Here is a 15,764-nt window from a genome sequence, read left to right on the forward strand (position 1 = left end):
GCTAATGACTAAAATCAGAGTTCATGAATACGCGAAACAAATAGATAAATCGAGTAAAGAAGTTATTGAGCAACTAGGAAAGATGAATATTCAAGTAACGAATCATATGTCTACACTTGAAGGAGACGCTATCTCAAAACTGGATGGTATTTACAAGAAGTCTTCACAGCAATCAACAAAACCTACTCAAACATCTTCAAAACCAGCATCACAAGGACAGTCAAGACCGTCTAACCAAGGTCAACAAAGACCAGCATCTGGGGGACAGTCAAGACCATCTAACCAAGGACAATCAAGACCAGCATCTGGGGGACAGTCAAGACCGTCTAACCAAGGTCAACAAAGACCAGCATCTGGGGGACAGTCAAGACCATCTAACCAAGGTCAACAAAGACCAGCATCACAAGGACAATCAAGACCGTCTAATCAAAACAATACTGCAGGAAGCAATACTCAATCTAACAGTACTCAAGGAACAAATAACCAACCTAAAAAGACATTTACTAATAACAAAGCTCCAGCTGGTGCTTATCGTCCGGGTGGACAAAATCGCCCAGGTGGCAATAGACCGGGTCAAAAATTCCAAAAACGTAGAAAAGGTCCTACTACGCCTGTTCAACCACCAGTACCAAGAAAAGAACGTGAACTTCCAGCGAAAATTACGTTTACCGATTCTTTAACAGTATTAGAACTTTCGAAAAAAATTGGTCGTGAACCTGCTGAGATTATCAAAAAATTATTCCTACTTGGCGTAATGGCAACAATAAACCAAGTATTAGATAAGGATGCAATTGAACTTATTTGTGCAGACTATGGTGTAGAAGTAGAAGAAGAAATCCGAATCGATATTACTGATTTAGAAGTTCACTTCGATCCTACTCCAGAAGATAGTACCAATCAAACAGAGCGTCCACCAGTTGTTACTATTATGGGCCACGTAGACCATGGTAAAACAACTCTTCTTGACTCTATTCGTCATACAAAAGTAACTGCTGGTGAAGCAGGCGGTATAACTCAACATATCGGTGCTTACATGATAGAAGACAATGACAAGAAGATTACGTTCTTAGATACACCAGGACATGCCGCATTTACGACAATGCGTGCACGTGGTGCGAAAATTACGGATATCACGATTCTTGTAGTTGCAGCAGATGATGGAGTTATGCCTCAAACTGTAGAAGCTATTAACCATGCGAAAGCAGCTGAAGTGCCTATTATCGTTGCAGTAAACAAAATGGATAAACCCTCTGCCAACCCTGACCGTGTTATGCAAGAGTTAACAGAGCATGGCTTAGTTCCTGAAGCGTGGGGTGGAGAAACTATCTTCGTACCTATCTCAGCACTAAAAGGTGAAGGAATCGACAGCCTATTAGAAATGGTATTACTTGTTTCTGAAGTTGGAGAGTTAAAAGCAAATCCAAAACGTCTTGCATTAGGAACTGTAATTGAAGCTCAACTTGACAAAGGTAGAGGTTCTGTTGCTACATTACTAGTTCAAGACGGTACGTTAAAAGTCGGAGATCCTATCGTTGTTGGTCATGCATTTGGACGCGTAAGAGCAATGGTTAATGACCTTGGTCGTCGTGTGAAAGAGGCAGGTCCATCTACACCAGTTGAAATTACTGGTTTAAACGAAGTGCCTCAAGCTGGAGATCGCTTTGTTGTATTTGAAGATGAAAAAACAGCTCGTCAAGTTGGGGAGACTCGTGCATCAGAAGCGCAAGTTACTCAACGCTCAGAAAAAACTCGTGTGACATTAGACAATTTATTTGATCAAATGAAACAAGGGGAAATGAAAGAGTTAAACTTAATCGTGAAAGCAGACGTTCAAGGCACTGTTGAAGCGATGGCGGCTTCACTTATGAAGATAGATGTAGAAGGCGTAAATGTTCGCATCATTCATACTGGAGCAGGAGCAATTACAGAATCAGATATTAGCTTAGCAGCTGCATCGAATGCAATTGTAATCGGATTTAATGTACGTCCAGATACAAATGCAAAACGTATGGCAGACCAAGAAGGTGTAGATATCCGTTTACACCGTGTTATTTATAAAGTTATCGAAGAAATCGAATTTGCGATGAAGGGACTATTGGATCCTGAATTCCAAGAGAAAATTATCGGTCAAGCAGAAGTTCGTGAAACTTTCAAAGTATCTAAAGTTGGTACAATTGCTGGTTCTTACGTAACGGAAGGTAAGATTTCTAGAGATAGTGGTGTCCGTGTCATTCGTGACGGAATTGTTATTTTTGAAGGCGAACTAGATACTCTAAAACGCTTCAAAGATGATGCAAAAGATGTTGCTAAAGGATATGAATGTGGTATCACTATTAAAGGCTTCAATGATATTAAAGAAGGCGATATCGTTGAAGCGTATATCATGGAAGAAATTAAACGATAATGATTGTCTATGCAGACTGCGAATTTCTCATTCCCACTGCACATTCTTTAAAAGAAAAACGAGCAGTTCTTCAACGAATGCTCACGAGAACCAAACAAAAGTATAATGTTTCTATTTCAGAATTAGATCATCAAGATACGTGGCAACGTACTACTATTGGAATCGTTGCAATTGCCTCTCAAAAAGATGCTGCTGAACGAGAGCTTATGAACGCCATCCGTTTCTTGGAATCTAATCCTGAATGGGAATGCATTAATATAAGTAAGGAATATTTATAAAAGAAAATGAGGTGTAGCGATCATGTCAATGCGTGCTAACCGAGTTGCTGAGCAAATGAAAAAAGAGTTGGGCGAAATTATCGGACGAAAGTTAAAGGATCCACGTATCGGTTTTATCACTGTCACAGATGTAGCTGTTACTGGTGATTTACAACAAGCGACTATTTACATCACAGTGCTTGAAGGAAACCGGGCTGATACTTTAAAAGCTTTAGAAAAAGCTAAAGGATTTATTCGTTCTGAAATAGGGCAACGTATTCGCTTACGTATCACGCCTGAACTAATTTTTGAATATGATGAATCTGCAGCATATGGTAATCGTATAGATGATTTATTAAGACAAATTAATAAACCATCTGAGTAATAAAACAAACAAAGAAGTCTGCTTATTTATTGAAGCAGACTTCTTTGTTATGTATACCGGGGGTGAACTGCATGTACGAAGGAATATTGCCATTATGGAAAGAAAAAGGAATGACCTCACACGATTGTGTGTTTAAACTTAGAAAAATCCTTAAAATGAAACGAATTGGTCATACAGGAACACTGGACCCTAGCGTTGAAGGAGTTTTACCGATTTGCTTAGGGCAAGCAACAAAAGTATCAGAATATATTATGGATCAAGGAAAGACATATGTAGCTACTATTTCTATTGGTACATCAACGACGACTGAAGATGCCGATGGCGAAATCGTAGTAAAAGATTCAACATCTAAATCATTCTCCAGAGAACAAATTTTAGAAACATTAGCTGAGTTGACTGGAGAAATTACTCAAATCCCACCGATGTATTCAGCGGTCAAAGTGAATGGGAAAAAACTATATGAATATGCCCGTGAAGGAAAAGAAGTGGAACGTCCAAGTAGAAAAGTGATGATTCACAATATTAATTTACTTGACAAAGCGACAACCTTTTCAGGCAAGGAAGTTACATTCATTATAGAAATTGACTGTGGAAAAGGAACCTATATCCGTACACTTGCTGTTCAAATTGGTGAACTTCTTGGATATCCAGCACATATGTCTACATTAGTCAGAACTGCTTCGGGCAGCTTTACTAAAGCTCAATGTTTAACTTTAGCCGAGGTACAAGAAGCGGTTGATAAAGAAACTTTGTCAGATACATTACTCCCTTTAAAAGATGCATTGTCGGGTTGGCCAACAGTTGAAGTCAATGATGAAAACAAAAAGAGTATTACGAATGGACAAGTTGTGGAAATCCACTCGTTATTGGCTGTGAACGAGAAAATAGTATATATAATGCAGGAGAGCCCGATCGCAGTATATATAAAACATCCAACCAAAAGTGGTATGATGAAACCAGAAAAAATGTTTTCATCTGAAAAAGGAGATTAATATGGACGTATATCATTTATCTTTTCCCAACCATTTATTTGCAAGCGATAAAAATGAAGCATATTCTTTAGCAATTGGTTTCTTCGACGGAGTACATAAAGGGCATCAAGCAGTTATTCAGGAAGCTCTCGATAAAGGAAAAGTGTTGAATATTAAAACAGCAGTAATGACATTCGACCCTCATCCTTCCTTAGTGCTTGGTGAAAGAAAAGAAAAAGTATTTTATATTACACCTATTCAAGAAAAAATAGAAATACTGAAAGGCTTAGGTGTGGATGCGGTTTTTGTTGTTCGATTCACTTCCGATTTTGCAAAGCTAACACCAGAAAAGTTTATCGAATTCTTTATAAAACAAGCAAATGTGAAACATGTTACTGCCGGCTTCGATTTCTCATTTGGAGCATTTGGAAAAGGAACTATGAAGGATATGGAACTTCTTTCAGAAGGGAAATATTCCGTATCGGTCGTAGATAAAAAAGAGCTTATTGGTGAGAAAATTAGTTCTACTAGGATCAGAGCTGAGCTAAAAGTTGGTAGTATGGAGCAAGTAAGAGAGCTATTAGGTAGGCCTTTTAAGTTAACAGGAGTTGTTATCCATGGTGACAAAAGAGGGAGAACTATTAACTTTCCAACGGCAAATGTCGAACCAACTGAAGGACAATTTACACCTGCAATCGGCGTGTATGCAGTTAAAATTCGTGTTCAGGAGACTTGGCATGAGGGTGTATGTAATGTAGGCTATAAACCAACATTTAATAACCCCGAAGAAAAAAAGCTTTCTATTGAAGTACATATTTTTAACTTTGATCAATCCATTTATGGTGAAGAAGTAACTGTACATTGGTATAAGCGCATCCGGTCAGAGCAAAAATTCAATGGAATTGAAGAATTAAAAGAACAAATTGGGAAAGACAAACAAGTTGCAATAGAGTTCTTTAAAAATGAAAAAGCATAAAAAGAATGGCTACCGGATTTAATTTCGGTAGTCTTATTACTTTTTGCTATTTTCCATATTTATTCAAATGATTAAGGGGTAACTTCTGGATAAATTTTCCGTTTCGCAAGTAAATCATTCTCCCGCGCAAGTAAATAGTTTTTAATATAAATTCAGTGAGGAAGTACTACTAAGATGTGCACTGTTGGTCAGCCAATATACTCTAAAAACTAATAGGAAGGTGCTAAAGCATTCATTTACTAATTAGTTGCTTAAGACTCCTTTTTATGATAATCTTTATAAGTACAATACCGTACTTAACCTTTCCTTGGCTTTTTCGATTCTCCAACGATTGCTCAGGATTAGGGGATAACTAGAATTTTAGGAGGAAAACAACATGGCAATTACACAAGAACGCAAAAATGAATTAATCGCTGAGTACAGAACTCACGAAAGTGATACTGGATCTGCTGATATTCAAATCGCAATTCTTACAGAAGAGATTAACTCTTTAAACGAACATTTACGTACTCATAAGAAAGATCATCACTCACGTCGTGGTCTATTCAAAATGGTTGGACGTCGCCGTAACTTGTTAAAATACTTACGTGAAAACGAAGTATCACGTTACCGTGATCTAATCGCAAAACTTGGATTACGTCGATAAGATTCGATTTAGGAAAGCGGGATTTATCCCGCTTTTTCTTTTGCATAAAAAACTTCGCATAGTTGAAAGATTTTTGATACACTACTTATGATACATATAACCAATATATACCCTTTTTTTAAGGAGTTTTTGAAGTCGAGAGGAGTCCAGATTACATGAGTGAAAAGAAAGTATTTACGTACGAATGGGCAGGACGCCCGTTGCAAGTAGAGATAGGACAACTTGCAAAACAAGCGAACGGAGCAGTATTAGTAAGATATGGTGATACAACTGTATTATCTGTAGCAACTGCATCTAAAAATCCGAAGAATTTAGATTTCTTCCCGTTAACAGTGAACTATGAGGAAAAATTATATGCTGTAGGTAAAATTCCAGGTGGATTTATTAAGCGTGAAGGACGTCCTTCGGAACGAGCAATCTTAACTAGTCGTTTGATTGACCGTCCAATTCGTCCTTTATTTCCAGATGGATTCCGTAACGAGGTGCAAGTTATTTCAATCGTTATGTCCGTTGACCAAAATTGTTCATCTGAAATGGCTGCAATGTTAGGTTCATCTTTAGCGCTCAGCGTTTCAGATATCCCATTTGACGGTCCAATTGCAGGAGCACAAGTAGGGTTAATTGGTGAAGAACTAATTATTAATCCTACAGTTGAGCAAATGGAGAAGAGTACTCTAGACCTTACTGTTGCTGGAACAAAAGACGCTATCAACATGGTTGAAGCTGGAGCAAAAGAAGTTTCAGAGGAAACAGTACTTGAAGCAATTATGTTTGGACATAATGAAATTATCAAGTTAATCGAATTCCAAGAAAAAGTTGTAGCTGAAGTTGGTAAAGCGAAAAAAGATATTCCTCTTTTTGAGTTAGATAAAGAACTTTTCGAAGAAGTAAAAGGTATTTGTGAAGCAAAACTTGTACAAGCAATTCAAGTGCAAGAAAAACATGCTCGCGAAGATGCTATTACGGAAGTAAAAACAGAAGTTTTAGCACAATACACTGAAAAAGAAGCAACGGATGAAACGTTGAAACAAGTGCGTGAAATTTTAGATGCAATGGTAAAAGAAGAAGTTCGTCGTTTGATCACAGAAGACAAAATCCGTCCTGATGGTCGTGGAGTAGCGGAAATTCGTCCTCTTTCATCAGAAGTAGGCGTTTTACCAAGAACGCATGGTTCTGGATTATTTACTCGTGGTCAAACACAGGCATTGAGTGTGTGTACTTTAGGACCTCTTGGTGATGTTCAAATTATCGACGGTATTGGTCTAGAAGAAACTAAACGATTTATGCACCATTATAACTTCCCTCAATTTAGTGTTGGAGAAACTGGTCCTATTCGTGCTCCAGGTCGTCGTGAAATTGGACATGGTGCATTAGGAGAGCGTGCTTTAGAAGCAGTTATTCCGGATGAAGCTGATTTCCCGTATACACTTCGCTTAGTAGCTGAAGTATTAGAATCGAATGGTTCTACTTCACAAGCTAGTATTTGTGCGTCTACTCTTGCGATGATGGATGCAGGTGTACCTTTAAAAGCACCAGTTGCGGGTATTGCAATGGGACTTGTGAAAAAAGGTGAACATTATACTATTTTAACAGATATTCAAGGGATGGAAGATCATCTTGGAGATATGGACTTTAAAGTAGCAGGTACTTCTAAAGGAATTACAGCTCTTCAAATGGATATTAAAATTGATGGACTATCAAGAACAATTCTGGAAGAAGCGCTTGAACAAGCAAAAATTGGTCGTATGCAAATTTTAGAAAGCATGCTTGCAACAATTTCTGACCCACGTGAGAAGTTGTCAAAATATGCTCCTAAGATTGTCGTTATCAAGATTAATCCGGATAAAATCCGTGATGTAATTGGACCAGGCGGTAAACAGATTAATAAAATCATTGATGAAACTGGCGTAAAAATTGATACAGAGCAAGATGGTACAATTTATATCGCTTCAGCAGATGAAGATATGATTGCACGTGCTAAAGAAATTATCGAAAACATTGTGAGAGTTGCCCAAGTTGGCGAATACTACCTAGGGAAAGTAAAACGAATTGAAAAATTCGGTGCCTTCGTAGAAATATTCACTGGCAAGGATGGCTTATTGCATATTTCGGAAATTCAAGAAGAACGTACGAAAAATGTCGAAGATGTTCTTAAACTTGGTGATGAACTACTAGTGAAGGTCATCGAAATCGACAATCAAGGTCGCGTAAACTTATCTCGTAAAGTTGTAATTAAAGAAGAAAAAGAACGCGCTGAACAACAAGAAAACAAATAAGCAATTACATTAGCAAGACATAAAAGGTTGACTGTAGCCATGTAGCTACGGCAACCTTTTTAAATAGTTGAATAGAATAAACAGAGGTGTTAATTTGATAAACAAAATTACATGTAATAATGGACTTCGAATTGTGTCTGAGCATATCCCATATGTACGTTCTGTAGCTGTGGGGATTTGGGTGCAAGCAGGGTCAAGATATGAGCTGCCAGAAGAAAATGGCTTAACTCATTTCATTGAACATATGCTATTTAAAGGAACTGAAACTAGAACAGCAAAGCAAATTGCAGAAGAATTCGATCGTATCGGTGGAAATATCAATGCCTTCACATCTAAAGAAAATACGTGCTACTATGCAAAAGTATTGGATCATCATGCAGAACATGCAGTAGAAATACTGGCAGATATGTTTTTCCATTCTCAATTTGATGCAAATGAAATAGAGAAAGAAAGACAGGTTGTTCTAGAAGAGATTAACATGGTAGAAGACACACCAGATGATATTGTACATGAATATTTATGGCAAGCGATGTACGAAAATGATCCTCTAGGTTCACCTATTTTAGGAACAGAGGAAACGTTGAATAGTTTCACAAAAGAAATAATTCTAGCTTACATGAAAAAACATTATACGCCAGAAAATGTAGTCATTTCAGTTGCGGGTAATATTCCCGAAGGACTATTACAGCATATTGAAACATTATTTAGTCGATTAGACCAAAAAAATAATGAGAAAATACATGTGGAAACTCCAAAATTGCAAGCAGTGCATGTGGAAAATTTTAGAGAAACAGAGCAAGCACATCTTTGTTTAGCTTACCCAAGCTTAAGTGTAAAAGCAGATAATATATACAGTTTGGTAGTGATGAACAATATTTTGGGTGGCAGTATGTCCTCTAGGCTTTTCCAAGAAATTAGAGAAGAAAAAGGTCTTGCTTACTCTATCTATTCGTATCATTCTTCCTATGAAGATACAGGGGCACTTGCTATTTATGGTGGAACTTCTAGCAACCAACTAGAGGAATTAACAGAATCTATACAGCAAACAATCCAATCCGTCCTTGAAAAAGGGTTTACAGAAACAGAAGTTTCAAATGCAAAAGAGCAACTCAAAGGAAACTTACTCCTTGGATTAGAGAGCTCTAATGCTCGTATGAGCCGTAATGGTAAAAATGAATTACTCTACGGAGAACATCGTTCATTAGATGAAGTAAGTGAATCAATTGATGAAGTCACATTACAATCAGTAATGGACCTAGCAGTAGAGACATTTTCTCACAAACCAGCCATATCCATCATCAAACCAAAAGCCGATCAAAAATGATCGGCTTTTTTTAAATGGAAAATATATTAAAATGGCCATTGAACACTGGGAACATGGGAATTGAGAGAATGAAAAATACTACTGATTTCCATTCCAGGTGGACGCTTTCCGCGGGCGAGGCCGAGACTCCTCGTTCGCTACGCTCCCTGCGGGGTCTCGACTTTCTCGCTTATCCCACTGGAGTCGCCACCTTGCACTCCAATCAATATACAGTGTTGTTCTCCACTCAGAGATAGAGCAAGGCATATCGCTGAGACAATAAGAGTAATCAAAATTTTATAGGGATAAAAGCTATCTGCCCGATTAGGTATTTTATTAAGAGAGAAAAAAGTGGATTTTTTTTAATCTAAGTCCATTTCATCATTATTTACTTTAAGATAAAAACACATAGATTAAGGTGGTTTTATATCGCATTATCCGATTATTATTAGTGGATTTAGTTGATTGGAGCGCAGAGTGGCGACTCCAGTGGGAACAGCGCGAGCTGAAGACCCTGGACTGAGCGTAGCGAGGGAAGCGGCTGAAGCCGTGCCCACGGAAAGCGTCCGCACGGAGTGGAAATCAACGGCATAACTACGTTTTTATTGTTAAAGGACCAGGTATCTTTTTACTCAGGTTTTCTTTATTCACTTTGTACTGCGAAATGGCATATATATAAATAGAAATCAATAAGGGGGAGAATGATTGTTACTTTCGGAACTTGCAGAAAAGGAACTTATCCAAGTTAAGGACGGGGCAAGATATGGCAAACTAGCAGATACTGAATTACTCTTCAATCCTGAGAATGGGAAAATTGAAGGATTCGAAGTTTTTCAAAAGACAGGGTCATTTTTTCAAGCAAATAAATCTGGCAAGAAAAAGGAATTTATTGCATGGGAAGAAATTATTCTCATTGGAAAAGATAGAATCCTGTTTAATGAAGCAAACAATGAAATTGGAAATAGTGAATATTCGTGAAAAAAAAATGTGTAATCATAGGAACAGATGCCCGTCTACCGTATTTACAGGAAACATTAGATAGCATACTAGATGTGAAAATCTTTCCAACGATGATTTGGACGGAAGAACTTAAAGATGCAATAATCGATTTTCAGCCTACTATTATCTTTTTACCCATACCACCATTACAAATAGAAAGTTCTTTCGTTTTGCCTGAGTCATGTCTTCTCCTTTTCGTTGGAAAAAAGAATATACAAATTGAACAGGAAATACAAAATAGCCAGGTCCATGCTTTTTATTATTTAGAGGATGAACAGTGGATTTGGGAAAATGCAAATCTTACAGCAGAGGGATTCATAAATGACTTTTATAGAAGTGAAAACGAATCAATTTATAACAAAAAATTCATCATTACAGGCTACGGAAGAGTTGGAAAGAGACTGGCTTTTGCTCTACACCATTTAGGTGCAGAGGTAATTATCTCGGTTCGTTCAGATCATCAGTTATTTGAAGCAAAAAGCTATGGTTATCAGATAGAGCAGTTTGAGCATGTAGTTAAAAACGAAGATGCACTCTCGACCTATCTGATTAATACCATTCCATATAGATGGCTTAGTCCGTCCGATACGACTAGATTTAAAAAAGTGTATGATCTAGCTTCAAATCCAGGATGCCTTCTCGAGTCAGCTGATTCGATCCCAACAAATTACAAACATTCCACTAGCTTACCAGGCATGTATTTTCCGAAAGATGCAGGATATTTGATAGCAAAGACTGTGCAAACTCAATTGGCTTTGCTGGAGGGGGAAAAATAGTGTTGAAAAATCTTCGAATTGGATTAGGGATAACTGCATCTCATTGTACTTATGAGGAAGTTATTCCAATGATTAAACAGTTTACGGATTTAGGAGCAACTGTAGTTCCTATTATTACGTATTCTGTATTGACGGCGGCAACGCGTTTTGGAACAGGTGAGGAATGGATTGAGAAAATAGAAGAGGCAAGTGGCAGTAAAGTAGTATCAAAAATCGTGGAGGCAGAACCATTTGGACCAACAAATCCATTGGACTGTATGGTGATCGCCCCGATGACAGGCAATTCCATCAGTAAGCTGGCCAACGCCCAAACAGATTCGCCTGTGTTAATGGCGGCAAAAGCTACATTGCGCAATGGAAAACCTGTAGTGCTGGGAATATCAACAAATGATGCATTAGGATTGAATGGTATGAACATTATGAAATTACTATCTACCAAAAATATATACTTTATCCCCTTCGGTCAAGATAGCCCTCATAACAAACCAAACTCACTCATTGCTGACTTTACAAAAATAATCCCAACAGTAGAACATGCAATTCAATTTAAACAATTCCAACCTTTACTCATTACACATAAATTATAAATACCCGCGATGATGTATTTTCATGTATAATATAATACAATATCGAAAAATAGCATTGGTCTAGGAGGAGAGCTTTTCATGTCACAAGGTTATACAGTAGCAATAGTTGGAGCGACAGGTGCAGTCGGTCAAAAAATTATCGAAAAATTGGTAGAAAGAAGTTTTCCTTATACAACATTAAAATTATTAGCTTCCAAAAAATCGGCTGGTAAACAAATAGAAGTAAATGGGAGCTCTTATACAATTGAAGAAGCGACGCCTGAGGCTTTTGAAGGTGTTGACGTAGCATTTTTCTCCGCTGGTGGTTCTATTTCTAAGGCTCTAGCAAAAGAGGCAAGTGATAGAGGTGCAATAGTTATCGATAATACGAGTGCCTTCCGGATGGATAAAGATACACCTCTAGTTGTTCCAGAAGTAAATAAACAAGCGTTGCATGAACAAACTGGGATTATTGCTAATCCAAATTGTTCCACTATTCAGATGGTTTGCGCACTTGAACCTATCAGACAGAAATTTGGTTTAAACAAAGTAATAGTTTCTACTTATCAAGCAGTGTCAGGTGCTGGAGCAGCTGCTATTAGTGAATTGATAACACAAAGCGAAGGTATAAAAGATAAACAAGTAAAACCGGAAATTTTACCTGTAAAAAGTGCTGAAAAGCATTATCCTATTGCAGGAAATGTTATTCCTCAAATTGATGTCTTCACTGAAGATGGTTTTACATTTGAGGAACATAAAATGATGAATGAAACGAAAAAAATTATGTCCTTACCAAATCTTGCAATCGCAGCTACATGTGTAAGGGTACCTGTTGTGACAGGACATTCTGAATCTGTGTATGTAGAAATAGAACAAAACAACATTACGCTTGATCAGGTAAAACAACTTCTCGCAGATACTGATGGAATTACCTTGCAGGATGCTCCCGACCAACAATTATACCCTATGCCATACCACGCAGAGGGTAAGGACGATGTTTTTGTAGGACGTTTAAGAAAAGATCCTACGAATGATAAAGGATTTCATATGTGGATTGTATCAGATAATTTATTGAAGGGTGCAGCACTTAACTCTATACAAATTGCAGAAGCGCTTATTGCTGAAGGTATATTAAAAGAGGTGTAAAAATGAATATAGGTCCTATTGCTACGGCAATGGTTACCCCGTTTCAAACAGATGGTTCTATCAATTATGCACAGGTAGAACTATTAATCGAACATTTACTTGCGACAGATACTGACTCTCTTGTCATTAGTGGAACAACAGGAGAATCACCTACTCTATCTACCGAAGAAAAACTAAATTTGCTGAAATTCGTTGTTGAAAAAGTGAATAATAGAGTTCCTGTTATTGCAGGTACAGGAAGTAATAGTACAGCAGCATCTATCGACTTATCCCTAAAGGCTGAGGCTCTAGGAGTAGATGGACTAATGATTGTCACCCCATATTACAATAAACCAAATCAACGAGGGTTGGTTGCCCACTTTACAGCAATTGCAAATGCAACAACTTTGCCGATTATGATATATAATATCCCTAGCCGCTCAGTTATAAATCTGGAGCAGGAAACCATGGTAGCATTAAGTCAAATCCCATCTATTAAATTTCTAAAAGAAGCTAGTGGCAATTTAGATCAGATGACGAGAATTATGACTAAAACAAAAGGTAATTTAGAAGTATATAGTGGAGATGATTCACTCACTCTTCCATTACTAGCGATAGGGGGCTCCGGAATAGTTTCGGTTGCTTCCCATATTGTAGGGAATGATATGAAGAAAATGATTAAAGCTTTTCGAATTGGTAATCATTCGGAGGCTGCACGAATTCATCAATCATTATTGCCACTAATACAGGCGCTATTTAAACATCCCAATCCAATTGCCGTAAAATATGCCCTTTCTAAGGTAGGGATTGAGGCGGGAAATTTACGCTTACCACTTGTTGAAATGACTGAAAGTGAAAAACGGGAATTTGATATTATTTGGGAACAATACTTGAATACTAAATAATTTTGGCGGAAAGGCTGAAGATTTCCTATTTCAGCCTTTTTTTTATTTGTGTGAATCGATGACGTCCGATATAATGAAAATTAGTGGATGTTGGTCGGGTTAATTTCTTTCAGCAAAAAATTTAACAAGCTAACGTAGGATTAAATATCTCCCGCTTCTGGAGAAAGCGGCGAGATGAATACCAATATGTAATAACTATTCAGTGAGTACAAGCGCTTGCTGAAAAGTTAAGCCTCCGGCGGATGTCACAGATTTTGAACGTACTCTTAGAATGACGTTTGCCTAAATCCGTCGCATTCATGTGACGGCGGCTAACTGACCTGCATCATGCAGGCCTAAGCACAATTCAAAATCTGGACGCCATTACGCCGAGGCGTAATTGATTTATAGGAGGAAAAGATTTGGTAAAAGTAAAAAATGAACTTATTCGAATTATACCGCTCGGTGGAGTTGGAGAAATTGGAAAAGCGATGTATGTAGTAGAAATAGATGAAGAAATATTTGTCGTAGATAGTGGTTTAATGTTCCCAGAAAATGAAATGCTAGGAATAGATATCGTTATTCCCGACATTACGTATTTAGTGGAAAATAAAGATCGAGTAAAAGGAATCTTTTTAACGCATGGACACGAAGATGCGATTGGATCTATTTCTTATTTACTACAAAAAGTACAAGCACCAGTCTACGGATCTAAGTTGACGATAGCTTTGGCAAAAACGCATTTAAAAGCTTTACCGACGAAGCAACCAGTCAAATTTTTCGAAGTAACAAATAAAAGCCGTATGAATTTCCAAGGAACATATGTAACCTTTTTTCATACAACACATAGTATACCCGATTCACTTGGTATCGTGTTCCATACGTCTGAAGGTGCAATTGTCCATACAGGGGAATTTAAGTTTGATCAATCGGCTAAAGGGAAGTATCGTCCGGATATAGCGAAAATTGCTGGACTTGGAGAAGATGGTGTATTTATTCTTTTATCCGATTCAACTGAAGCTGAGAGACCGGGTTATACAACATCAGAAGCAGTAATTGAAAACCAATTATCAGAAACATTCCACGCTGCTAAAGGTCGTATACTAGTCGCTCTATATGCATCTAACTTTATCCGTATTCAACAAGTAATTGACAAAGCAATTGAAACAGGTAAAAAAGTTGCAATTGCAGGTAAAAGCTTAGAAAATATCTTCGAAATTGGTTTAGATCTCGGTTATTTCTCAGTAGAAGAGGACACAATTATTTCTATTAAAGAAATCTCCAAATTCAATGATGAAAATATTGTAGTCATCGTATCTGGTACACAAGGTGAACCATTAGAAGCTTTAGAGAAAATGATTCGTAAACACCACAAAGATATTAAAATCAAAGATTCAGATACTGTCTTAATCACTTTTACCCCTTCACCTGGTATGGAAGTAGGAATGTATAATACAATGAACCAAATTGCAAAAGTTGGGGCGAAAGTATTAACTTCCGAAAAAAATGTCCATGTATCTGGTCATGGAAGTCAAGAAGATTTGAAAATGATGTTGAATCTAACAAAACCAAAGTTCTTTATACCAATTCAAGGGGAATATCGAATGTTGATGGCCCATTCAAAATTGGCTCAAGCAACTGGAATGTCCAAATCGGAAATTTTCATTGCCGATAAAGGGGATATTGTAGAATATAAGAGCGGTAAAATGAGAATGAGTGGTCGAGTTCAAGCAGGCAACGTACTAATCGATGGAATTGGTGTCGGCGATGTAGGCAATATTGTTCTACGCGATCGTAAGTTACTCTCACAAGATGGTATTTTTATTGTAGTGGTCACTTTAAATCGAGCACAGAAGAAAATTGCTTCAGGTCCAGAAATTCTTTCAAGAGGATTTGTCTACGTTCGTGAGTCAGAGGAGCTAATGGACGAGTCTGCTAATCTAGTTAGAACAGTTGTTGAAAAATATGTGAATAAAGAAACGTTTGAATGGACAAACATAAAACAAGAAATCCGTGATACGCTAAATTCATATTTATTCCAACAAACAAAAAGACGTCCGATGATCATCCCGATTATTATGGAATATTAATGTGATTAAAGGATTTCCTTTCCGAATACGGAAGGAAATCCTTTTTATCTTAAAGAATAAGAGAGTTTATGGAAATGTACCGTGAATACGGGGTTCATGATACTTA

The 15,764-nt window shown here is 37.4% G+C and carries 14 protein-coding genes; all 14 read left to right on the top strand.

Annotated features, from left to right (window positions below):
- Positions 1-4: 4 nt before the first annotated feature.
- The 14 genes from infB to ACN6MX_RS05645 all read left to right on the top strand — a co-directional run bounded on the left by infB (position 5) and on the right by ACN6MX_RS05645 (position 15,658).
- On the top strand, positions 5-2,404 hold the full coding sequence (gene infB, locus ACN6MX_RS05580) for a translation initiation factor IF-2 (protein WP_419961660.1): 2,400 nt from the start codon (positions 5-7) through the stop codon (positions 2,402-2,404).
- A complete protein-coding gene (locus ACN6MX_RS05585; protein WP_419961661.1) occupies positions 2,404-2,682 on the top strand; it encodes a DUF503 domain-containing protein in 279 nt (92 codons plus the stop codon). Before infB ends, ACN6MX_RS05585 begins: the two co-directional genes overlap by 1 nt.
- Positions 2,683-2,704: 22 nt before the next feature.
- Positions 2,705-3,046, top strand: coding sequence for a 30S ribosome-binding factor RbfA (rbfA, locus tag ACN6MX_RS05590; RefSeq protein WP_090562463.1), 342 nt, complete (start codon positions 2,705-2,707; stop codon positions 3,044-3,046).
- A gap of 71 nt (positions 3,047-3,117) precedes the next feature.
- The gene (gene truB, locus ACN6MX_RS05595; protein WP_419961662.1) at positions 3,118-4,038 is read left to right on the top strand and encodes a tRNA pseudouridine(55) synthase TruB; all 921 of its coding nucleotides are present in this window, start codon (positions 3,118-3,120) and stop codon (positions 4,036-4,038) included.
- Position 4,039: 1 nt separating this feature from the next.
- Positions 4,040-4,993, top strand: coding sequence for a riboflavin biosynthesis protein RibF (gene ribF / locus ACN6MX_RS05600; RefSeq protein ID WP_419961663.1), 954 nt, complete (start codon positions 4,040-4,042; stop codon positions 4,991-4,993).
- Between the two features lie 376 nt (positions 4,994-5,369).
- Entirely contained in the window at positions 5,370-5,639 is a 270-nt protein-coding gene (rpsO, locus tag ACN6MX_RS05605; RefSeq protein ID WP_090562453.1) for a 30S ribosomal protein S15, read from the top strand.
- A 155-nt stretch (positions 5,640-5,794) separates the two neighbouring features.
- On the top strand, positions 5,795-7,915 hold the full coding sequence (pnp, locus tag ACN6MX_RS05610; protein ID WP_419961664.1) for a polyribonucleotide nucleotidyltransferase: 2,121 nt from the start codon (positions 5,795-5,797) through the stop codon (positions 7,913-7,915).
- 94 nt (positions 7,916-8,009) lie between these two features.
- Positions 8,010-9,239, top strand: coding sequence for a M16 family metallopeptidase (locus ACN6MX_RS05615; protein WP_419961665.1), 1,230 nt, complete (start codon positions 8,010-8,012; stop codon positions 9,237-9,239).
- A gap of 684 nt (positions 9,240-9,923) precedes the next feature.
- Complete coding sequence (locus tag ACN6MX_RS05620; RefSeq protein ID WP_419961666.1) at positions 9,924-10,196, top strand: YlmC/YmxH family sporulation protein; 273 nt, start codon at positions 9,924-9,926, stop codon at positions 10,194-10,196.
- On the top strand, positions 10,193-10,993 hold the full coding sequence (locus tag ACN6MX_RS05625; RefSeq protein WP_419961667.1) for an NAD(P)-dependent oxidoreductase: 801 nt from the start codon (positions 10,193-10,195) through the stop codon (positions 10,991-10,993). Before ACN6MX_RS05620 ends, ACN6MX_RS05625 begins: the two co-directional genes overlap by 4 nt.
- Positions 10,993-11,580 carry a dipicolinate synthase subunit B gene (locus tag ACN6MX_RS05630; RefSeq protein ID WP_419961668.1) on the top strand — a complete coding sequence of 196 codons (588 nt, stop codon included), beginning with the start codon at positions 10,993-10,995 and terminating at the stop codon, positions 11,578-11,580. The genes ACN6MX_RS05625 and ACN6MX_RS05630 overlap by 1 nt, the downstream gene beginning before the upstream one ends.
- 78 nt (positions 11,581-11,658) lie before the next feature.
- Positions 11,659-12,705, top strand: a complete 1,047-nt coding sequence (locus ACN6MX_RS05635; RefSeq protein WP_419961669.1) for an aspartate-semialdehyde dehydrogenase — start codon at positions 11,659-11,661, stop codon at positions 12,703-12,705.
- Between the two features lie 2 nt (positions 12,706-12,707).
- Positions 12,708-13,589, top strand: a complete 882-nt coding sequence (gene dapA / locus ACN6MX_RS05640) for a 4-hydroxy-tetrahydrodipicolinate synthase (protein ID WP_419961670.1) — start codon at positions 12,708-12,710, stop codon at positions 13,587-13,589.
- 401 nt (positions 13,590-13,990) lie between these two features.
- Entirely contained in the window at positions 13,991-15,658 is a 1,668-nt protein-coding gene (locus tag ACN6MX_RS05645; protein WP_419961671.1) for a ribonuclease J, read from the top strand.
- Positions 15,659-15,764: the final 106 nt, after the last annotated feature.

This window comes from Psychrobacillus sp. BM2 (assembly GCF_048572895.1).
GTDB lineage: Bacteria > Bacillota > Bacilli > Bacillales_A > Planococcaceae > Psychrobacillus.